Source organism: Streptomyces sp. NPDC041713, from assembly GCF_055591085.1.
Map to the genome: position 1 here is coordinate 116,905 of NZ_JBVIZY010000015.1, position 20,674 is coordinate 137,578.

General features: G+C 72.6%; 16 protein-coding genes and 3 pseudogenes. 10 read left to right on the plus strand and 9 right to left on the minus strand.

Annotated elements, in window-relative coordinates:
• Window positions 1–90 precede the first annotated feature (90 nt).
• Window positions 91–1,710, plus strand: coding sequence for a malate synthase A (gene aceB / locus ACZ6CV_RS32725; protein WP_469254899.1), 1,620 nt, complete (start codon window positions 91–93; stop codon window positions 1,708–1,710).
• A gap of 115 nt (window positions 1,711–1,825) precedes the next feature.
• Here the strand turns inward: aceB and ACZ6CV_RS32730 are convergent, their stop codons facing one another.
• Both ACZ6CV_RS32730 and ACZ6CV_RS32735 read right to left on the minus strand, forming a co-directional pair.
• A complete protein-coding gene (locus ACZ6CV_RS32730) occupies window positions 1,826–2,731 on the minus strand; it encodes a HipA family kinase (protein ID WP_469254901.1) in 906 nt (301 codons plus the stop codon).
• Window positions 2,732–2,838: 107 nt separating this feature from the next.
• Window positions 2,839–3,028: pseudogene (locus ACZ6CV_RS32735) on the minus strand (class F sortase); the annotation flags it as partial.
• Between ACZ6CV_RS32735 and ACZ6CV_RS32740 the strand changes: the two are divergent.
• Together ACZ6CV_RS32740 and ACZ6CV_RS32745 are read left to right on the plus strand one after the other, a co-directional pair.
• A pseudogene (locus ACZ6CV_RS32740) lies at window positions 2,982–3,399 on the plus strand (anti-sigma factor). The pseudogenes ACZ6CV_RS32735 and ACZ6CV_RS32740 overlap by 47 nt on opposite strands.
• 295 nt (window positions 3,400–3,694) lie before the next feature.
• The gene (locus tag ACZ6CV_RS32745; protein WP_469254902.1) at window positions 3,695–4,198 is read left to right on the plus strand and encodes a hypothetical protein; all 504 of its coding nucleotides are present in this window, start codon (window positions 3,695–3,697) and stop codon (window positions 4,196–4,198) included.
• Window positions 4,199–4,286: 88 nt separating this feature from the next.
• Here ACZ6CV_RS32745 and ACZ6CV_RS32750 read toward each other — a convergent pair whose 3' ends face one another.
• The 5 genes and pseudogenes from ACZ6CV_RS32750 to ACZ6CV_RS32770 form a co-directional block, all read right to left on the minus strand.
• Window positions 4,287–5,405 (minus strand): cytochrome P450 family protein, encoded by a 1,119-nt coding sequence (locus tag ACZ6CV_RS32750; protein WP_469255004.1) that lies wholly within the window; start codon window positions 5,403–5,405, stop codon window positions 4,287–4,289.
• A 276-nt stretch (window positions 5,406–5,681) separates the two neighbouring features.
• Window positions 5,682–6,817 (minus strand): annotated as a pseudogene (locus tag ACZ6CV_RS32755) (GNAT family N-acetyltransferase).
• Window positions 6,818–6,940: 123 nt separating this feature from the next.
• Window positions 6,941–8,107, minus strand: coding sequence for an oxygenase MpaB family protein (locus tag ACZ6CV_RS32760; protein WP_469254903.1), 1,167 nt, complete (start codon window positions 8,105–8,107; stop codon window positions 6,941–6,943).
• Between the two features lie 83 nt (window positions 8,108–8,190).
• Complete coding sequence (locus tag ACZ6CV_RS32765; protein ID WP_469254905.1) at window positions 8,191–9,246, minus strand: polyprenyl synthetase family protein; 1,056 nt, start codon at window positions 9,244–9,246, stop codon at window positions 8,191–8,193.
• Complete coding sequence (locus ACZ6CV_RS32770; RefSeq protein ID WP_469255005.1) at window positions 9,236–9,526, minus strand: polyprenyl synthetase; 291 nt, start codon at window positions 9,524–9,526, stop codon at window positions 9,236–9,238. The genes ACZ6CV_RS32765 and ACZ6CV_RS32770 overlap by 11 nt, the downstream gene beginning before the upstream one ends.
• A 387-nt stretch (window positions 9,527–9,913) precedes the next feature.
• Here ACZ6CV_RS32770 and ACZ6CV_RS32775 point away from each other — a divergent pair, with 387 nt between their 5' ends.
• Window positions 9,914–10,327, plus strand: coding sequence for an SRPBCC family protein (locus ACZ6CV_RS32775; protein ID WP_469254907.1), 414 nt, complete (start codon window positions 9,914–9,916; stop codon window positions 10,325–10,327).
• Between the two features lie 70 nt (window positions 10,328–10,397).
• Here the strand turns inward: ACZ6CV_RS32775 and ACZ6CV_RS32780 are convergent, their stop codons facing one another.
• Window positions 10,398–11,378 (minus strand): TIGR03557 family F420-dependent LLM class oxidoreductase, encoded by a 981-nt coding sequence (locus ACZ6CV_RS32780; RefSeq protein ID WP_469254909.1) that lies wholly within the window; start codon window positions 11,376–11,378, stop codon window positions 10,398–10,400.
• A gap of 277 nt (window positions 11,379–11,655) precedes the next feature.
• Here ACZ6CV_RS32780 and murJ point away from each other — a divergent pair, with 277 nt between their 5' ends.
• From murJ to ACZ6CV_RS32800, 4 genes are all read left to right on the plus strand, one after another.
• Window positions 11,656–13,422, plus strand: a complete 1,767-nt coding sequence (murJ, locus tag ACZ6CV_RS32785; protein ID WP_469254910.1) for a murein biosynthesis integral membrane protein MurJ — start codon at window positions 11,656–11,658, stop codon at window positions 13,420–13,422.
• 663 nt (window positions 13,423–14,085) lie between these two features.
• On the plus strand, window positions 14,086–14,991 hold the full coding sequence (locus tag ACZ6CV_RS32790; protein WP_469254912.1) for an NAD-dependent protein deacetylase: 906 nt from the start codon (window positions 14,086–14,088) through the stop codon (window positions 14,989–14,991).
• 415 nt (window positions 14,992–15,406) lie between these two features.
• Window positions 15,407–16,927, plus strand: coding sequence for a UDP-N-acetylmuramoyl-L-alanyl-D-glutamate--2,6-diaminopimelate ligase (locus ACZ6CV_RS32795; protein ID WP_469254962.1), 1,521 nt, complete (start codon window positions 15,407–15,409; stop codon window positions 16,925–16,927).
• 120 nt (window positions 16,928–17,047) lie between these two features.
• Window positions 17,048–17,992, plus strand: a complete 945-nt coding sequence (locus tag ACZ6CV_RS32800; protein ID WP_469254968.1) for an aldo/keto reductase — start codon at window positions 17,048–17,050, stop codon at window positions 17,990–17,992.
• 47 nt (window positions 17,993–18,039) lie between these two features.
• Here ACZ6CV_RS32800 and ACZ6CV_RS32805 read toward each other — a convergent pair whose 3' ends face one another.
• Window positions 18,040–18,690 (minus strand): winged helix-turn-helix transcriptional regulator, encoded by a 651-nt coding sequence (locus ACZ6CV_RS32805; protein ID WP_469254970.1) that lies wholly within the window; start codon window positions 18,688–18,690, stop codon window positions 18,040–18,042.
• Window positions 18,691–18,774: 84 nt separating this feature from the next.
• On the opposite strand from ACZ6CV_RS32805, the gene ACZ6CV_RS32810 reads away from it, so the two are divergent.
• Both ACZ6CV_RS32810 and ACZ6CV_RS32815 read left to right on the plus strand, forming a co-directional pair.
• Window positions 18,775–19,986 (plus strand): pyridoxal phosphate-dependent aminotransferase, encoded by a 1,212-nt coding sequence (locus ACZ6CV_RS32810; protein WP_469254972.1) that lies wholly within the window; start codon window positions 18,775–18,777, stop codon window positions 19,984–19,986.
• 73 nt (window positions 19,987–20,059) lie between these two features.
• The gene (locus ACZ6CV_RS32815; protein WP_469254974.1) at window positions 20,060–20,665 is read left to right on the plus strand and encodes a peptidase; all 606 of its coding nucleotides are present in this window, start codon (window positions 20,060–20,062) and stop codon (window positions 20,663–20,665) included.
• The last annotated feature ends 9 nt before the right edge of the window (window positions 20,666–20,674 follow it).

Here is a 20,674-nt window from a genome sequence, read left to right on the forward strand (position 1 = left end):
CTCGGCTCCCGTGGCACCCAGTGCCACTGTGTCTGCCCGGCGGCTGGCCCGGCACCCGTCCGTGCAGCTCTCTGAAGGAAGTGACAGGACATGTCCGCACTAGCGCCGTCGCCGCTGGCCATCGTCGACGCAGAGCCCCTGCCCCGGCAGGAAGAGGTGCTCACCGACGCGGCCCTCGCCTTTGTGGCCGAGCTGCACCGGCTGTTCACGCCCCGGCGTGACGAGCTCCTCGCCCGGCGTGCCGAGCGCCGTGCCGAGATCGCCCGCACCTCCACCCTGGACTTCCTCCCGGAGACCGCCGCGATCCGCGAGGACGACTCCTGGAAGGTCGCCCCGGCCCCGGCCGCGCTGAACGACCGCCGCGTGGAGATCACCGGCCCGACCGACCGCAAGATGACCATCAACGCCCTGAACTCGGGCGCCAAGGTCTGGCTCGCCGACTTCGAGGACGCCTCCGCGCCCACCTGGGAGAACGTGGTCCTCGGTCAGCTCAACCTCACCGACGCCTACGAGCGCCGCATCGACTTCACGGACGAGCGCACCGGCAAGTCGTACGCCCTGAAGGACGCCGGCGAGCTGGCGACGGTCGTCATGCGGCCGCGCGGCTGGCACCTGGACGAGCGCCACCTGCAGGTCGACGGCAAGCCGGTCCCCGGCGCGCTCGTCGACTTCGGGCTGTACTTCTTCCACAACGCCAAGCGCCTCATCGAGCTCGGCAAGGGCCCGTTCTTCTATCTGCCGAAGACGGAGTCGTACCTGGAGGCGCGCCTCTGGAACGACATCTTCGTCTTCGCGCAGGACTACGTCGGGATCCCGCAGGGCACGGTCCGCGCGACCGTCCTGATCGAGACGATCACCGCCGCGTACCAGATGGAGGAGATCCTCTACGAGCTGCGCGACCACGCCTCCGGCCTCAACGCCGGCCGCTGGGACTACCTCTTCTCCATCGTCAAGAACTTCCGTGACGGCGGCTCGAAGTTCGTCCTGCCGGACCGCAACCTGGTGACGATGACCGCGCCGTTCATGCGCGCGTACACCGAACTCCTCGTCCGCACCTGCCACAAGCGCGGCGCGCACGCGATCGGCGGCATGGCCGCGTTCATCCCGTCCCGCAAGGACGCGGAGGTCAACAAGGTCGCGTTCGAGAAGGTCAAGAACGACAAGGACCGCGAGGCCGGCGACGGCTTCGACGGCTCGTGGGTGGCGCACCCGGACCTGGTCCCGATCGCCATGAAGTCCTTCGACGCGGTCCTGGGCGACAAGCCCAACCAGAAGGAGCGGCTGCGCGAGGACGTGCACGTCGCGCCGGGCGACCTGATCGCCATCGACTCCCTCGACGCGAAGCCCACGTACGACGGTCTGGTCAACGCCGTCCAGGTCGGCATCCGTTACATCGAGGCCTGGCTGCGCGGCCTCGGCGCCGTCGCCATCTTCAACCTCATGGAGGACGCGGCCACCGCCGAGATCTCGCGCTCGCAGATCTGGCAGTGGATCAACGCCGGTGTCGTCTTCGAGAGCGGCGAGCGGGCGACCGCGGAGCTCGCCCGCAAGGTGGCGGCGCAGGAACTGGACGCCATCCGTGCCGAGATCGGCGACGAGGCCTTCGCGGCCGGCAAGTGGCAGCAGGCCCACGACCTCCTCCTCCAGGTCTCCCTGGACGCGGACTACGCGGACTTCCTGACCCTCCCGGCGTACGAGCAGCTGCGCTGACGTTCGCCCGTACGACGCACCTGTGACAAGGCCCCCGGCACCGCACAGCGCCGGGGGCTTTGGCGTGCCCGCGCGCCGAGAGCCGGGCTACCGGCCACCGGCTTCCGGCTTCCGGCTAACCGAGATGTGAGGACCAGTCCTGCTCCGCCGAAGGCTTCCCGTGCAGGTCGGGGACGCGCTTCAGCCAGGCGGGGCGGCCCTTCTCGGTGGCGGCGGCGCGGCGCGCGTCGGCGGCGGCGAGCTCTCCCCTGCTGGGGAAGTCGGTGGGCAGCCAGGCCGCCGAGGAGCGGGCGCGGGCCAGCAGGAACTCCACGTACGCGTCGCGCACTTCGGCCGCCGAGGAGAACCCCGGCTCGTCCGCGAGCCACGCGTCCGGCACGAGGGCGACGATCTCGCGCAGCACCGACTCCGTGACCAGGGGCGCCAGTTCGGCGTCGGCGGCGGCCGTGTCGGGGGCGTACCCGCCGAGGGCGTGGTGGCGGAAGTCGTACGCCTTGTCCGGGGCCGTCGTCCCCCAGCGGTGGTGGAAGACCAGGGCCGCGCCGTGGTCGATCAGCCACAGGCGCGGTGGGTGGACGCCGAACGTGGGCCAGATCATCAGGTTCGAGCTGTGCACCGTGCGGTCGACGTTCGCGGTGAGGGCGTCGAGCCACACCACCTTGCCCGCCTCCAGCGGATCCACGTCCAGCGCCTCGGGGGTGAAGTCCGCGGCGCCCGGCAGCAGGTCCATGCCGAGGTTGACCCCGGCACTCGCGCGCAGCAGGTCCTGGACCTCCTGGTGCGGCTCGTCGGCGGCGACCGCGGGGTCGAAGTCGACGAGGACCAGCTCGGGAAAGCGCAACCCGAGGCGGCGCGCCAGCTCACCGACGATGATCTCGGCGACGAGCGCCTTGCGGCCCTGGGCGGAGCCGGTGAACTTCACGACGTACGTACCGAGATCGTCGGCCTCGACGACACCGGGCACGGAGCCGCCGGTGCGCAGGGGCTCGACGTACCGGGTCGCGGTGACCTCTCTCAGCATGTTCCCGGGCCACCCATCTGTGCCTCCTGCCTCCGCCCTCCGGCATGAAGTGAGCATAGTAACCGGGGGTGATCGCGAATGAGGTGCCCGATCGTGGTGGTCGCGGGTCAGCGGTGAAGGCCGGTGAGGGTGGCATAGACGACGACGTTGTCGGCGCAGTGCCGGTCTTCCTTCGAGTAGTCGCCGCCGCAGGTGATGAGGCGGAGGCAAGAAGACGGAGGGTGTTCCGTTCCAGGTGACGTGGCCGACGATGACGGCCGGGCCTTTCGCACCCGGTGGGGGCCCGAGGCTGTACCACCTTGGCCTGGCGCATGGCAGCGCAGATCAGATCGCCTCCGTCCTGGCCGCCGGTGACGCGCGGACCCACACCGCCACCCTGCCCGACGGCGCTCGCGGCGTCGTCGTGACCTCGGCGGCGCGGAACCGCGCCGTCTTCACGGCGTCCGGCCTGGAGACACCACCCGAGGGCAAGGTCTACCAACTCTGGTTCGACGACGACGGGGACGATGCGACCCGCCGGTCTCCTGGAACAGCGGCGGAGCAACCAGATCACGCTGGCGCAAGGGGCACTGAACAGTGCGACCGGTATGGGCATCACGCTTGAGTCCGCAGGCGGCTCCAAGACCCCGACGCTCCCTCCCGTCGGTCTGATCGCGTTTCGCACCTGAGACCTCCGGCCTGCCGGCCCCCAGCGGACCGGACGCCGACCGGGAATCCCTCCCGGCGCAAGGCGTCCTTGGGGGGTGAGCTTCTCGCCGACCACGTGGTACGTAAGGATCTTGCTGAGCTGGTCCTTCCTGCCTCCTTCCTGCCGCCGTGGCGCGTGACGGCGATGGCGAGAGGGAAGACTGGCGCCGAATGCCGAACCTAGGCAGGCCGGGACACGGGGGAAACATCATGGCCGCGACAACATCCGCATACGGGCTGCGAGCAGGGCGTGCGCATCGGTGGGCAACGAGCATCGTGCTTGCCGCACTGGCCGGCCTGACGGTGGCCGGCTGCGACAGCTCGGACGAGGCCGACGGGGCGTCCTCACCTCAGCGGCAGACCTCCGATTCTCCGTCCGCCCGACCCTCCCCCGGGCAGTCGTCGGCGAAGCCGTCGGTGTCGGCGGCGGACGGGCATGACGTCGGCGCCTGCGCGGACGGCGACTGCGAGATCGCGGTATCCGAGCCGACGACGCTCCGTTTCAAGGGCCCGGCCGGTCCGGCCACCCTGTCCGTGACCAAGGTCGGCCCGAACAAGGTCGCATACACGGTGAAGTCGGGCACCGGCCATTCCCGCGGCGGGGTGAGCGGCCCGGGCCAAGGGTGCATCACGGTCCTCCGCAAAAACGGCAGCGGAAACTCCTGCGGCGGCCTGGGGAACGCCACCCGGCCGAACCCCCAGCCCGACGCCGTGGTGATCCAGGCGGCGACCGGCGAGGACGGTACGGCCATCCTTCAGCTCGTTCAGCCGACCAAGTGAAACCGTCAGCCCTCGTGACGCGAAGGCCCCTCACCAGGTGCTGCTGCACCCGTCGTCGTCATGCCCCTCAGCACCCTCCTTCGCGGGGTCACGCCCGTACCGGAAGTGACGTCAGGCCGCGGACCAAGCGGGTGTGGCGCCAGGTCAGTTGGTGCGGTGGGGTGGCCAGGCGGATGGCCGGGTAGCGGGTCAGGACCGCTCGTAGCGCGATCTCCGCCTCCGCCTTGGCCAGCGGAGCGCCCACGCAGCGGTGGATGCCGTGGCCGAAGGCCAGGTGGGCGGTGGCGTCCCGGGTCAGGTCGAGGCGGTCCGGTGCCGGGAAGCGCGCCGGGTCGCGGTTGGCCGCCCCCAGGGCGATCTGGACCGGGACGCCGGCCGGGATCTCCGTGCCGCCCAGCGTGACGGGCTCCGTGGTGAAACGGAAGGTGGCCGTGCTCACGGGGGCGTCGAACCGGAGCAGTTCGTCCAGGACGGCGGGGACGGAGTCCGGGTCCTCCCTGAGGCGAGCCAGGTCGGCGGGACTGCGGAGCAGCGCGAGGAGGGCGTTGCCGAGGAAGTTGGTGGTCGTCTCGTGCCCGGCCACGAGCAACAGGACCGCCAGGGAGACCAGTTCCTGCTCGCTCAGGCGGTCGTCGCCGTCCCGGGCCGCGATGAGCCCGTCGAGGAGCGAGCCGCCGGGGTCGCGGCGCTTGGCGGCGATGAGGTCCGTCATGTAGTCGGCCAGGGAGTGCGACGCCGCGTCGATGACGTCGGGCGCCCCCGCCGTGAACAGCTCGGCGGACCAGCGCCGCACCCGGGACCGGTCCGCTTCCGGGACGCCGAGCAGCTCGCAGATGACGATGACGGGCAGCGGTACCGCCAGACCGGCCACGAAGTCGAACGGCTCGTCGGCGTTCCACCGGCCCAGCAGATCGTCGGTCACGGCGGTGATGAAGGGGCGCAGTTTCCTTACGGCTCCCGTCGTGAACGCCTTGGTCACCAGCCCCCGCAGCCGCGTGTGTTCGGGCGGGTCCGTGGCCAGCATGTGATGGGCGACCGCCGGGTGCAGCCGGCGCCGTGACCCCTTGTCCGCGAAGAAGACGGCCGTGTCCTTCGAGAGCCGGGCGTCGGCCAGTGCCTCCCTGGCCTCGGCGTATCCGGTGACCACGTAGCTGTGGCGCCCGCCCGAACCGGTGGGCACGCGCTGCACCGGGCAGGCGGACCGCATCGCCGCGTACGCGGGGTAGGGGTCCTGGTCGGACTGGGGGCCCTGGGCGCCCTGGTGGGGCTGGGAGTCCTGGAGGGGCTGGGGGTCCTGAAGGGGCTGGGGGTCCCGGTGGGGCTGGGAGTCCCGGTGGGGCTGGGAGCCCCGGTGGGGCTGGGGGTCCCGGTGGGGCTGGGAGTCCTGGAGGGGCCGGGGGGTCCGCGTCGGGTCGGTCACGCTCACATTCTCGTCCACCTACGGATTCCGTCGCCTCGGTCCACTCCACTCCCCTCCCCTCCCTCAGAACCAGTGCAGGCAGTGCGGCGGCCGTTCCGCGCGGAAGAGCGCGTCGGCCAGCGCGGCCGCGCCCGGCCGGTGCTCCCGGATGTGACCGGCCCGCACCAGCGTGCTCGGCGCCGTGCCGCCGAGATAGACCGAGCCCAAATCGCGTACGTCCAGGGAGAGGTCGGGCGTCCGGTCCGTCGGGACGCAGTCGGGTCATCGCTCACCTCGGCGGCACGGAAGTCCGCGAACCGCCAGCGCAGCGGGTGTTCGGTCGAGACCGACGCGAACACGACCCGGGAGACCAGGTCGTGGCCGAGCACGAACCGGGCCAGCTCCGCGTACACGCCGTCGTCGGTGGCGATGGTCTCGTCGACCGTCAACGTGCCGCCTTCGCCCATCGCGTAGCTGGCGTAGCCGTCCGGGACGCCGTCGGCGTCGCGGTGCAGGGCGATGTGGCGCGGCGCCGGCGAGATCGGCGGCCGGCCCGCGCGCCGGTCCCACCAGACCTGCGGCCGGGACAGCGCGCCGGGCTGGGCGCGGCGGTACCAGTCGTACACCTCCGCGAGGATGTCCCCGCACCCGGCACGGGGCAGCACCTCGACCGAGCCGGGGCCCCCGCCCGAGCCGGGATCCAATCCCGGTCCCGAGCCGGAACCCGAGACGGAGCCCGAGCCAGGGCCCCCGCCGAAGTCCCCGCCCGCCCGCGGAGCCGCCAACGCCCCGTTGTGCCGCGGCACCGTCAGCCGCGCCGTATACGTCGCCGGCCCGTAGCCGAACCGCCCGTAGATCGGGGCCTCGGACGCCAGCAGCACGGAGACGCACTCGCCGCGCTCCCGCAGGCCGGCGAGCTGATGCCGCATCAGCGCGCTGAGCACGCCCCGGCGTCGGTACGTCGGCAGGACACCGGCCGCGGTCACTCCGGAGACCGGGATGACGCTCTCACCGGGCAGCGTGAGCTCGAAGGAGTGCGCGGCGGCGGTGCCGACGGGCCGTCCGTCGTCCGTACGGGCGAGCAGGCAGCGGTCCGTTTCGAGCGCCGACCACCAGAGTCCGCCCCCGTCGACCGGGGTCTCCGGGAAACGCCCGAACGCCGTATGGAGGGTGTCGACGAAGACGTCGAAGTCCTCATCGGTGGTCGATCGGATCTGCATCGCGGCCGCTGCCTCCTCGGAAGACCGGCACCGCGGTGCGCGGCGTCGCGCACCAGTCCAACGCCGGTCCGTCGCCGAGGCAAGCGAATTCCCCCGGGACGGAGCGGCAGGTCCGCGACGGTCTCACGAGGGGACGCTCGGCGCCGGGGGCGTCCAGCGGTGGCCCGGCGGCACCGTGTGCGCGAGCCCGTACTCCGTCTTCAGCTGTTCGGGGATGGCGTAGTGCATGACGCGTCCACGGGTCAGCGAGGACAGTTCGAGGACGGCGGTGAGGTGGCCGAGTCGGTCCAGGGCCCAGGCGCCGAGCGGCGAGCGGTCCTCGATGGTCTCCAGGACGCCGAGGAGGTGCGGCACCGCCTTGACGACCGTGTCCCACGAGGTGCGGGGCACCTCCAGCCAGTCGGCGCAGGTGTCGCCGGTGAGATGGCGGATGAGCGCGGAGACGATCGGGTCGAAGAAGGTGCCGGGCACGACCTCCTCGTAGAGGTCGATGAGCTGGCGCGTCAGATGCGCGCCCTCCTCGGAGGGGCCCATGTACCGCAGCATGTAGAGGTCGAGGAACTGCCGTGCCTCCTCAAGGGACTTGGGCACGGCGTCCTGGTCGACGCCGAGCATGGCGCCGACCACACGCCACGCGTAGTAGTACGCGGCCGCGCCCTCGTCGGACATGTGGATGCCGAGCCGGTGCAGGCTGTCCAGGACCAGCATCGAGAAGAACATCTGCCCGCCGATCATGTCCTCCTGACAGATCGGCACCCCCAGGGACCCCGTGTCCCAGAGTCCCTCCCGCTTCAGGTGGTGGCGGATGGAGGCGTGCAGGAGGCGGACCTTCTGGGCGGCGGGGATGAAGCGGCTGCCCGCCTCGAAGGCGTCCGGCCGCATCAGGTGGACGGTGAACTGCCCGGTCTCCGCCATGCGCTTGGAGGGGTACTTCAGCCCGTGGGTGGTGGACAGGAGCTTCGCCACGTGCGGGACGACGTAGCAGGCCGGCATGGAGGCGAAGGAGAGGGCGGTGGAGATGTGCACGTTGTTGTCGATGAAGAACAGCCGGGCCTTCTCCATCTCGCCCCAGTCCACCCAGTCCGGCGGCGCGGCGGTGGCCCGCAGGTACTCGCGGGCGACGTCCGGCAGGCCCTCCGGGAGCGGGGCGCCGGCCGTGGAGACGTACCGCATCAGGGTGTTGAACTTCCCGACCTCCCCGCGCGCGAAGAGGGTGGTGACGGTGGCGTCGGCGAGCTCGTCGCCGACGGTTCTGAGGGCGTCCATCGATGCGTCGGTGTAGCGGTTCATGGCGGGGGCTCCTCGTCTCGTACGGGGTGGGACGGCGCAGGCGGGACGTACGTGAGGTCGGGCCTGGCCTGCGGGCCCTCACGTCAGGACACCCGCGCCGCCGCCGAGTGCGCCAGCGCGGTCAGCGCGGTGTCCGCGTGCGGGGGCAGGTTCAGCTCGTGGAGGGCGTCGAAGGCCTCCTCCACGCGCTCGGCGATCATGGCCTCGACGCGGTCGGGCGTCCCGAGCCGCCGCATCACCTCGCGCACCTCCCGCAGGCCTTCCCCGTCCGGATCTCGCCGGCCCAGCAGAGCGCCGAGCCGTGCGCGGTCGTCGTCACCGGCGAGCCGCCACGTCTCGGCCAGCAGGGCCGTCGGCCGGTGGCCGCGTACGTCGTCGGCGTTGGCCTTGCCCGTATGGGCCGGATCCCCGAACAGGCCGAGCAGGTCGTCCCGGAGCTGGAAGGCCTCGCCGAGCGGAAGCCCGTAGCCGGAGTACCCCGCGCGCAGCCGCCCGCAGGCACCCGCGAGGGCGCCGCCGATCAGCAGCGGCTGCTCGACGGTGTACTTGGCGGTCTTGTACCGGATCACCTTGAGCGAGGCCGCGGTGTCCGGCTCGGCACCGGTACGGAGGATCTCCAGGCACTCCCCGGCGATCAGCTCGCGGGCCAGCACGGACCACAGCGGGCGGGCCCGGGCCAGATACGCGGCGGGCAGGCCGCTGGTGGTGAACAGCTGCCCGGCCATCCCCATGAGCAGGTCCCCCACCAGCATCGCGAGCGACCTGGCGGCGGCGACGGCGCGCGGTCGGCCGCGTACCGCGCCGCGCAGGGCCACGTGCGCGGTGGGCCGGCCGTGCCGCCGCGCGCTGTCGTCGATGAGGTCGTCGTGCACGACCGCGGCGGCGTGCACGAGCTCCATGGAGGCCGCGGCCCGCACCAGCGCGTCGCTGTCGGGCTGCCCGACCGCCCGCCAGCCCCAGTAACAGAAGGCCGCCCGCAGGCGTTTGCCGTCCGCGACCGCCGCGCCCAGCTGCTCGGCCACCGGTTCGAGGGCCGGGTCGACGGCCGCGAAGCGGTCGCCCTCCTCGGCGACGAACGGTTGCAGCACCGCGTCGACGCGCGCCTTGAACGCGGCCGGCTCCCACCGCTCAGACGTCATCGGCGACCCGTCGGGCCATGGCCTGGCGGGCGAGGATCTCCAGATGGGCCGGGGGCGCGGCCGCGTACCGGTCGAGGGCCAGGCGTCCGCGGGCCAGCAGGTCGTGCTCGGCGTCGGCCGCCAGCTCCGCGGCGTCCGAGCGCCGCGTCAGCTCCCGCACGGTCCCGAGCACCGACCCCGCCGTACTCACCGCCAGATCGGCGAGGCCCGCCACCAGCAGGACCATCCGCTCGTCCAGGCCGCCGCCCCTGCTGCCTCCGCTTCTCCCGCCGCCGCCCATTCCGGTTCCACCACTGCCGGTGTCTCGTGTCATGGCGCTCCCCACCCCCAGCACGTCCTTCGACGCCGGTCGGGCGCCACGTTCTCCAGCATCGGGACGCGCCGGGCCCAGGGTGGGCGGAAGTCACGATCGGGCGATCATGTCGCTCGGCTGTACGGGGGCCGGCGCCGTGCGGCATTCCGCTTCCATGCACGGGGGCCGGATTTCGTCCCCCCGCGCGTGACGTGACGGCACGGCGCTCACCGCGAGCCCGGCGCCGCCCCCGCGCGCAATCGGGTGGATTTGTCGCACCGCGGCTTCCCATCCGGAGGGCCGGGCATGCGTTGTCTCGTACGTCCCCCGAGTACGCACCCCAGTACGCACCCGAGCCGAGGAAACGGTGTCCCGATGACCGAGTACGAGCGTTCGCGCACGATGCCCGCCCTGCCGGAGCACGTCTTCGACCAGGCCTCCGACGTCGCCCAGATGGACGAGTGGCTGCCGCGGGAGCTGCACGTGGACGCCGGGGAGCTGCCCGCCGTCACCGTGCACGAGGACCGCACCGACCAGGACGTGTCCGCGCTGCTGCGGGCCCAGCCCGAGCAGATGCGGCTCGAATGGGGCACGCGCGAGCAGGGCGGCTACACGGGCTGGCTGCAGGTCGCCGGCCTCGACAGCGGCACCAGCGAGGTCACGGTGCACCTGTCGTTCTTCGAGGAGGCGCACGACCCGGGCGAGCAGGCCGTGCACTCCGCCCTGGACAGCAGCCTGCAGCGGCTGGAGGAACAGGTGCGGCTGCGCGTCGACAACGCGGCGGGCTGAGCGCCGCGCCCGCCGCGACGGAACAGGGCCCCCGGCGGAGGCCGGGCAGCCCTCTCGGCGACCGGGCGGTTCAGCCCTGCCCGCCCCCCGGCCGCAGCGCGCGCATGCGCCCGTCGAGTTCGCTCCGGTAGAAGTCGATGAAGCCGTCGGGGTCGGGCCCGGCGTTCTGCATGACCAGCCGGTCGAAGCCCGCGTCCACGAACGGCTGCGCCACCTCGACGAACCGGGCGGGGTCCGTGCCGCAGGCGAACTTCTCCCGGATGTCCTCCTCGCGCACGGTCGCGGTCGCCGCGTCGAAGTTGACCGGGTTGGGCAGCTCGCTCATGACCTTCCAGCCGGTCAGCGCCCAGCGCGAGGTCTCCAGGGCCGCCTTCGCCCCGGTGTGCTCGTCCGGCGCCCAGGCCATCGGGACCTCCGCGTAACACGGCCCGTCCCCGCCCGCCTCGCGGTACTGCCGGACGATCTCCGGCTTGTCCTCCGTGGCGAACAGGCCGTCGCCCAGCTCGGCGGCGAGCCCCGTCGAGGCCTTGCCGCTGGCGGCGACCGCGATCAGGGGGAGCTCGTCGGGCAGGTCGAAGACCCGGGCGTCGCTCAGCCGCAGGTGCTTGCCCTCGTACGACCGGTAGCCGCCGCGCCACAGCAGCCGGATGATCTCCAGGGCCTCCCGGAACATCTCGTGCCGGGTGGACACGGCGTCGGGGAAGCCGACGCCCGTGACGTGCTCGTTGAGCCGCTCCCCCGAGCCGAGGCCGAGCACGAACCGCCCCTCCGAGAGGAGGGCGAGCGTGGCGGCGGCCTGCGCGATGATCGCCGGGTGGTAGCGCACCGTCGGGCAGGTCACGCCGGTCGCGAGACCGATCCGTTCGGTCTTGGCCGCGATGCTGCCGAGGACCGTCCACGCGAACGGCGAGTGGCCCTGGTTGTCGAGCCACGGGTGGTAGTGGTCGCTGATCTCCACGAAGTCGAAGCCGGCCCGCTCCGCGAGAACCGCCTGCCGCACCAGCTCCGCCGGGCCGAACGCCTCGGCCGCCAGCTTGTATCCGATCTGCATGTACCTCTCGTCTCCTCGCACCTCGGCACCGATTTCGTCCGCACAGAGGTACCCGCCGACATCCGGGCATAACACGCACACCCACCGATGCGGCCGATCGAGGCGGGGCCCGGCGGACCGCGCGGCTGTCCGGTACGCGCTGCTGTCCGGGCCACACGGAAAGGGATTGATCTGACCATCTATTAGGCTTCTGGCCCGGTTCGAAGGAACTGCCGCTCCTTCACCGCCCGTTCCTGAAACAGGCGAACCCGCGAATCCGCGTACCCCCTGGAGCCCCATGCGCATCGACCGGCCCGTCCCCCCGCCCGAACCGACGCTGAACCTGGGTGTCCTGAGGCCGGGCCCGCCCCCGGCCCAGGAGACCGTGCCCGGCGGCCAGGGCCCGGGTGGCGGAGGCCGCGGCACCGGCGGACGTGACTCCGGTCTGCTGAAGTCAAGCGCGCTGATGGCCGTCGGCACCGTCGCCTCCCGGCTGACCGGGTTCCTGCGCACGCTCGTCATGGCCGCGGCCATCGGCGTCGGCACGCTCAACGACAGCTACCAGGTCGCCAACGTCCTGCCGACGATGATCTACGTGCTCGTCTGCGGCGGCGCGCTGAACTCCGTCTTCATCCCGCAGTTGGTGCGGTCGATGAAGGAGGACGCCGACGGCGGCGAAGCGTACGCGAACCGCCTCATGACGCTGGTCCTCGTGCTGCTCGGGGCCATCACCCTCATATCCGTGCTTGCCGCCCCGCTCCTCGTCCAGATGATGTCGCCGTCCCTGCGGAAGGATCCGGAGCAGCTCGCACTGGCGACGACCTTCGCCCGTTACTGCCTGCCGACCATGTTCTTCATGGGCGCGCACGTCGTGCTCGGGCAGATCCTCAACGCCCGGGGCCGCTTCGGCGCGATGATGTGGACGCCGGTCCTCAACAACGTCCTGATCATCGCGTCGTTCGGCACCTTCATCTGGGCCTTCGGCCCGTTCTCCGACTCCCACCTCGACGCCGGCAGCATCACGCCGCAGGGGGTGCGGCTGCTGGGGATCGGCACGCTCCTCGGTCTCGTGGTCCAGGCCCTCGCCATGGTGCCGTACGTCCGCGCGGCGGGGGTGCGGCTCAGGCTCCGCTTCGACTGGCGTGGGCACGGGCTCGGGCGGGCCTTCGGCCTCGCCAAGTGGACCCTCCTGTTCGTCCTCGCCAACCAGCTCGGCCTGATCGTCGTCACCCAACTCGCCACGTGGGCGGGGCCGATCGCCGAGAAGCAGGGGCACCCCGGCACGGGCATCGCCGCGTACAACGTCGCCCTGCAGCTGTGGCTGATGCCGCAGGCGATCATCACCGTGTCCGTGATGACGGCGGCGCTGCCGCGGATCGCCCGCGCCGCCGACGCCGGGGACACCGGTGCCGTGCGCGCCGACATCTCGTACGGGCTCCGCGCCTCCGCCGTCGCCATCGTGCCGTTCGCCTTCGCCTTCCTGGCGCTGGGCGTGCCCATGGCCACGCTGATGTTCGCGACCGCGGGCAGCGGCGCGCGGAACATCGGCTACATCCTGATGGCGTTCGGCCTCGGCCTGATCCCGTACTCCGTGCAGTACGTGGTGCTGCGCGGCTTCTACGCCTTCGAGGACACCCGTACGCCCTTCTACAACACGGTCGTCGTGGCCATGGTGAACGCGGCGGGCGCCGCCCTCTCCTTCTTCGTGCTGCCCGCGCGCTGGGCCGTCGTCGGCATGGCGGCCGCGTACGGGGTGGCCTTCGCCGTGGGGGTCGGGGTGGCCTGGCGCCGGCTGCGTGACCGGCTTGGCGGCGACCTGGACGGGGCGCGCGTCGCGCGGACGTACGGGCGTCTCGCCGCCGCCTCGCTACCGGCGGCCCTCGCGAGCGGCGCGCTCGCCTTCTTTCTCCTCGACGCCCTCGGCACCGGAGCCCTGGGCTCCGCCACGGCCCTCGTGGCGGGCGGTTTCGTGCTCGTGGTCCTCTATGTCGCCCTCGCGCGCCGGCTCAAGGTCGACGAACTGGACGGGCTGCTCGGCATGGTCCGGGGGCGGAGCGGCCGCTGAACGGATCCGGCCGTCGGTCGCAGACCGGTCCGGAGGGCTCAGGCCCTGGTGGCGCAGAGCAGGTGTCCCCCACCGGGACGGTCTCTCTCCCCCCCGGCCGGGACGACCTCTCTCTGCCCGCGACAGGGGCGATCACCCCACCCGCCACGGGTAAGCCCGAGCGCCGACGGGGCGGCGGGGTGATGCCAGGCCGCGCGCGGCGGCCCCCTCCCCCCCCCCCCCCCCACCGGGGGCACCGTCCCGGGGCCGTCAACCGTCCAGCCCGCCGTCCCCGTGCCGGGAGGGGCGCCTTCGACCGCCCCCGGCCCGCCCCGCGCCAGGGGCGCACCTCAACCGTTCCGACCCCGCCCCGGGCTGGGGGGCACCCGCCGTGCGCGAGGCGCTGCGCCGCAGCCTCACCGGCCCCGCCCCGGGCTGGCGGGGCGCCCCAACCGTCCAGGCCCGCCGCCCCGCGCCGGGGGCACCCCAACCGTCCAAGCCCCCCGCCCCGCGCCGGGGGCACCCCAACCGTCCAAGCCCCCCACCCCGCGCCGGGGGCACCCCAACCGTCCAAGCCCCCCACCCCGCGCCGGGGGCACCCCCAACCGCCCAGGCCCCCGCCCCGCGCCGGGGCACCGGAAACCGTCCAGGCCCGCCGCCCAGGCGTTGCGTACGCTGGGCCCCATGCGGATGCGCCCCACCCTGAGCTGGAACCCTCCCGAGGATCTGCCGCCCGCGACCGTGGATCTGAAGCCCGTCGCCGACGCGCTCGGCGCGGGCGGCGTGCTCGTGCTCAGTGGGGCGGGGATCTCCACGGAGTCCGGGATCCCCGACTACCGGGGCGAGGGCGGGAGTCTCAGCCGGCACACCCCGATGACGTATCAGGAGTTCACCGCCTCCGAACGGGCCCGGCGCCGGTACTGGGCGCGCAGTCACCTCGGCTGGCGCACCTTCGGCCGTGCCCGTCCCAACGCCGGGCACCGGGCCGTGGCCGCGTTCGGGCGGCACGGGCTCCTCTCTGGCGTGATCACCCAGAACGTCGACGGTCTGCACCAGGGTGCCGACAGCGAGGACGTCGTGGAGCTGCACGGCAGCCTCGACCGCGTCGTCTGCCTCACCTGCGGCACCTTCGCCCCGCGACGCGAACTCGCCCGCCGGCTCGAGGAGGCCAACCCCGGCTTCTCGCCGGTCGCCGCCGGCATCAACCCCGACGGTGACGCCGACCTCGACGACGAGCAGGTCGGCGACTTCCACGTCGTGCCCTGCACGGTCTGCGGCGGCGTCCTCAAACCGGACGTGGTCTTCTTCGGCGAGGCCGTCCCCCCGCAGCGGGTCGAACACTGCCGCGAGCTCGTGCGCGGGGCCACCTCGCTGCTGGTCCTCGGCTCCTCGCTGACGGTGATGTCGGGCCTCCGGTTCGTCCGCCAGGCCGCCACCGCGGGGACGCCGGTGCTGATCGTCAACCAGGACCCGACCCGGGGCGACCAGCACGCCGTCACACGGATCTCGCTCCCGCTGGGACCGGCGCTCACCACGGTGGCCGAGCGGCTGGGCGTCCCCGTCGGCCCTGGCATCCAGTCGGCCCTGTGAGCGCTTGACCGGCGCCTGGGGACGCGGCCCCCGCAACAGCCGTACACTCGGCCCCATGGGTCACACGGGTTCTACGAGGCAGGGCCGGGAGCGGGCCGCCTCCGAACCGCGCCCGGGAGCCGGCCGGCCGACGGCCGTTCCGGGGACCGGAGCGCCCCGCGCCCTCCGCATCGCCGTGCACGAGCACGGCTAGCGATTCTCCCTGCGGCTCGGCCCGCCGGCCCACCCGCCGTACCCCCCGAGTCCGCCTCTCCCCCTCAGGGTTTCCCTCTCCAACCTCGGGGTTTCCTCATCCAACCTCTGGTTTTCCCTCTCCACCTCAGGGTTTCTCCGCCCACCCGCGCCCCGGCCCCCGCCGGCGCCGCAGCCCGGCCGCGACCGCACGACCGGGCCGCGCCGCCTCGAAGGGATCACCGTGAAGCTGAACGAGTTGTTGGCCGGACACGACCACCACGTCCTCCAGGGCGAGCCGCGTTCGGTCGCGATCACCGCGGGGGTGACCTTCGACGTCGACCGGGTCGGGCCCGGAGCCCTCTTCGTCGCGGTGCCCGGTCACCGGGAGGGCGGGCCCGGCTCCGTGGCCGCCGCGTTCGCCCGCGGCGCCGCCGCCGTCATCGTCGAAGGGGCGGACCCCACACGTGCGGCCGTGCCACTGTCCGCGGCCGGGTGCCTCATACGCGTGGCGGACACTCGACGGACCGCCGCGGTGGTGTCCTCCCGGTACTTCGGCGAACCGGGGCGGCACATGGACGTGGTGGCGGTCACCGGCACCAACGGCAAGACGTCCGTCTCGTACATGGTCGAGTCCGCCCTGCGGCTCGCCACCGGGGCGAAGGCCGGCGTCATCGGGACCGCGGGCAGCCGCATCGGTGACGAGCGCATCCCGATGCCGCCGTCGGTGCTCACCACGCCCGAATCACCCGATCTGCAGTACCTGTTGGGCCACATGCGTGACCGCGCGACCGGCAGCGTGGTGCTGGAGGCCACCTCCATGGCGCTGTTGACCCACCGGGTGGACCGGACGTTCATCGACGTCGGGGTGTTCACCAACCTGACGCAGGATCACCTCGACGACCACGGCACGATGGCCGCCTACCGCGACGCCAAGCTCCGGCTCTTCCAGGGCCTGTGCCGGCACGCGGTGGTCAACGCCGACGACCCGGTGGGGGCCGGCATCGGCGCGATGATGCCGGGCGCGGTGACCACGTACGCGCTCGACGCCCCGGCGGACTACCGGGCGACCGACCTGGTGGTGAGCGCCGAGGGCACGCGGTTCGTGCTCCACCACGAGGGGCGCGCCCGCCCGGCGTCGATCCCCTTCCCCGGCCGCTACTCGGTGGCCAACGCCCTCGCGACGCTCGCCTCCTGCCACGTACTGGGACACGACCTGGACGCGCTCGTCACCGCGCTCGGTCAACTGCCGCCTGTGCCGGGGCGGTTCGAGCGTTTCGAGACCGCCGAAGGTGTCTCGGTGGTCGTGGACTACGCCCACTCCCCCGACTCCTTGGACAAGGTCCTCGCCACCATCCGTGGCTACGCGCGCGGCCGGGTGATCACCGTCTTCGGGTGCGGCGGCGACCGGGACACCACGAAACGGGCCGACATGGGGAGGATCGCCGGGCACCACTCCGACCTGTGCGTCCTGACCTCCGACAATCCGCGCGACGAGGACCCGGAGGCGATCCTCGACCAGATCGTGCCCGGCCTCGCCGCGGCCGGCGTCCCGTTCGAGCGGCTCGCCGACCGCCGCGAGGCCATCGCCTTCGCCCTGTCGGCGGCGGCCCCCGGGGACACCGTGCTCATCGCGGGCAAGGGCAGCGAGCCGCACCAGACCGTCCGCGGACAGCTGCTCGTCTTCAGCGACATGGCCACGGCGCGGGAGCTCGCCGCCGCCCGGACGGCGGACCGTCGCCCGGAAGTCCAGCACGTCCGCTGAGGGGTTGAGCGACGATGGGGCGGTTGGGCGACGATTGAGCGGTCGAGTGGTGGAGTGGCGATGGAGCGGGTGAGCGACGATGAGCTGACGCGTCACGGAGTTCACCACGGAGGGAGACGCATGACCGCGCAGAACGACCTGCCCGCGGGACAGCCGCTGTACGGGTGCATGGGGCTCGGCGGCACCTGGGACACCGCCCCGTACACCGCCGCGGACATCGCCCACGCGGAGGCCGCCGTCGAGGCCGCGCTGGCCGCCGGCATCACGGTGTTCGACCACGCCGACATCTACCGGAAGGGCAAGGCCGAGGCGGTCTTCGGCGAGCTGCTCGCCAGGGCGCCGGAGCTGCGCGGCCGCATCGTGCTGCAGACCAAGTGCGGCATCCGGCAGGCCGACGGCGAGCTGCCGGGGAGGTACGACCTGCGCGGCCCGAGCATCCTCCGCCGCGTCGAGGAGAGCCTCGGCAGGCTCCGCACGGACGTGATCGACGTCCTCCTGCTGCACCGGCCGGACCCGCTGACCGGCCCGGAGGAGATCGCGGAGGCGCTCACCTCCCTGCGCGACCAGGGCCTGGTGCGCCACTTCGGCGTGTCCAACATGAGCGCGGCGCAGATCGCGCACCTGCAGGAGCACCTCGCATTCCCGCTGGTGGCCAACCAGTTGGAGATGAGCCTGAGCAGCAGGGACTGGGTCGAGGCGGGGGTCCTCGTGAACACCCCGGCCGCCGCCGAGAACGGCTTCCCGCACGGCACGATCGAGTACTGCCGGGCCCACGACGTCCAGTTGCAGGCGTGGAGCGCCCTCGCCCAGGGCCGCTACACCGGTCGCACCGACTCCCCCACCGCGACGCTTGTCTCCGCCCTCGCCGAACGCAAGCGGACGACACCGGAGACGATCCTGCTCTGGTGGCTCCAGCGCCACCCGGCCCGCATCGCCCCGGTCATCGGCACGAGCCGCCCCGAACGCATCCTCGCCTGCCGCGACGCCGTCACCCGCGAGCCGGAACTCACCCACGAGGAGTGGTACGAGCTCTGGATCACGGCCCGCGGCGGCCCGCTGCCGTGACCCGCGCGAGCGGCCGGGAAGCCTGACTCCTCGGAAACCGGCCGCCGTTACGACTCCCGCAGCGCCTTCGCAAGCACCGAGTCGCCGGTGACCTCGATCCGGCCCTCGCGTACGCCCTGCGCGATCGTGAGCTCGCCGCGGCTCACCGCCACGCACGACGCCGCGTCCAGCGCGAGGGCCGCGTCGGCACCGTCCGGCGCGGGCCCGTCCCCGTACGTCCGGTCGTCGTCGGTGGCGGCGAGCCGCACGTGGAAGCAGCCCTCGTCGAGCCGCACCTCCACCACACCCTCCGCCCCCGACCCCGCTGCCGCCGCCGCGAGCCCCCGCAGCAGCGGCAGCGCGAACCAGTGCGCCCGCACCGCGTCCGTCGGCGCCCGCTCCGCCAGAGCGGGCGCGCCCCAGGCGGCGAGCGCCTCCAGGACGGGCAGCAACTCACGGCCCCGCACAGTCAGTTCGTAGACGTACGCCGCCGACGGCGGGGCCAGCCTGCGCCGCGTCGCGAGGCCCCGCTGCTCCATGTCCTTCAGGCGCGAGGCCAGCACGTCCGTGCTGACGCCCGGCAGGTCGGCGTGGAGGTCGGTGTAGCGGCGGGGGCCGGCCAGCAGCTCCCTGACGATCAGCAGGGTCCAGCGGTCGCCCACGGCGTCGAGCGCACGGGCGGCCGCGCAGTACTGGTCGTAGCTTCGGCGAGGTGGCATGCGACATAGTCTATGCAAGTTGTTGGACTTTCCAAGCGCATCCTTGGTAAAACCAAGTAACACACGTCACGGGAGGCGCACCGCATGGAGTTCCGGCAGTCGAGCAAGCTCAGCGAGGTCTGTTACGAGATCCGGGGCCCCGTCATCGAGCACGCCAACGCCCTGGAGGAGGCGGGCCACAGCGTGCTGCGGCTCAACACCGGCAACCCCGCGCTCTTCGGCTTCGAGGCGCCCGAGGAGATCGTCCAGGACATGATCCGGATGCTCCCGCAGGCGCACGGTTACACGGACTCGCGCGGCATCCTCTCCGCCCGCCGCGCCGTCGCCCAGCGCTACCAGGCGCTCGGCCTCGACGAGGTCTCCGTCGACGACGTCTTCCTCGGCAACGGCGTCTCCGAGCTCGTCACCATGGCGGTGCAGGCGCTCCTGGAGGACGGCGACGAAGTCCTCATCCCCGCCCCGGACTTCCCCCTGTGGACCGCCGTCACGACCCTCTCCGGAGGCAAGGCCGTCCACTACGTGTGCGACGAGGCCGCCGACTGGTACCCCGACCTCGACGACATGGCCTCGAAGATCACCGACCGCACCAAGGCCGTCGTGATCATCAATCCCAACAACCCGACGGGCGCGGTCTATCCGAAGGAGATCCTGGAGGGCATCCTCGACCTGGCGCGCCGGCACGGCCTGATGGTCTTCGCCGACGAGATCTACGACCAGATCCTGTACGACGACGCCGTGCACCACAGCGTCGCCGCCCTCGCCCCCGACCTCGTCGTCCTCACCTTCTGCGGGCTCTCCAAGACGTACCGCGTGGCCGGGTTCCGGTCGGGCTGGCTGGTCGTCACCGGGCCGCAGCAGCACGCGAAGAGCTATCTGGAGGGGCTGACGATGCTCGCCTCCATGCGGCTGTGCCCCAACGCCCCCGCGCAGTACGCCATCCAGGCCGCGCTCGGCGGCCGCCAGTCCATCCACGAACTGACCGCGCCCGGCGGCCGGTTGCACGAGCAGCGCGACCGGGCCTGGGAGAAGCTGAACGAGATCCCCGGCGTCTCCTGCGTGAAGCCGAAGGGCGCCCTGTACGCCTTCCCGCGCCTGGACCCGAAGGTCCACCCGATCCACGACGACGAGAAGTTCGTCCTCGACCTGCTCCTCCAGGAGAAGATCCAGGTCGTCCAGGGCACCGGCTTCAACTGGCCCCGCCCCGACCACTTCCGCGTCCTCACGCTCCCGCACGCCGACGACCTGGACGCCGCGATCAGCCGCATCGGCCGCTTCCTCAGCGGATATCGTCAGTGACACCGGACCCGCCGCCGAGGCCCCGGAGTCACTGAGACCTACCCGCCCCGCCGACACCGACCCCTGGAGCCCCGTGCCGCCCTGCGCCACCTGCGACGTGCCGGTCCTCACGCAGTTCGCCTCGCCCGACCTCGTCGGGCCCATCGTGTACGAGGGCTTCGACCGGGCCGCCGACCCGGCGTGGCCCGCCTCGGGCGCGGCGACCGTGCAGGACTACGCCCGCTGGTGCGGCCACCTGTGCGGTCTGACCTGCTACCGGATGGCGCTCGGCCCGGCCGCGCCGTCGCTCTTCGAACTGCGGGACGGCGCACTGAAGTTCGGCGCTTACACGGACGTGGACGGCGAGATCCGAGGCATGGTCTACGCCCCCTTCGCGGAGTACGCCCGCGCCGTGCACGGCGTCGACGCCGAGGTCCACCGGCACCTCTCCGTCGAGGAGATCGGCGCCCTCCTCGACGAGGGCCGCAAGGTCATCGCCTCGGTGCACTTCGAGATCCGCCGCCCGCACCGCCCCGCGCCGGGCAGGGGCGGCCACCTGGTCCTCGTGACCCGCCGCACCGGCGACGGGGCCCTGCACTTCCACAACCCGTCGGGCATCGACGCGGCGACCCGCACCGCGCGGCTCTCCCCCGGCGAGTTCGAGCCGTTCTTCGCCGGGCGCGGGGTCTCGCTGCGCTGACAGACGGTC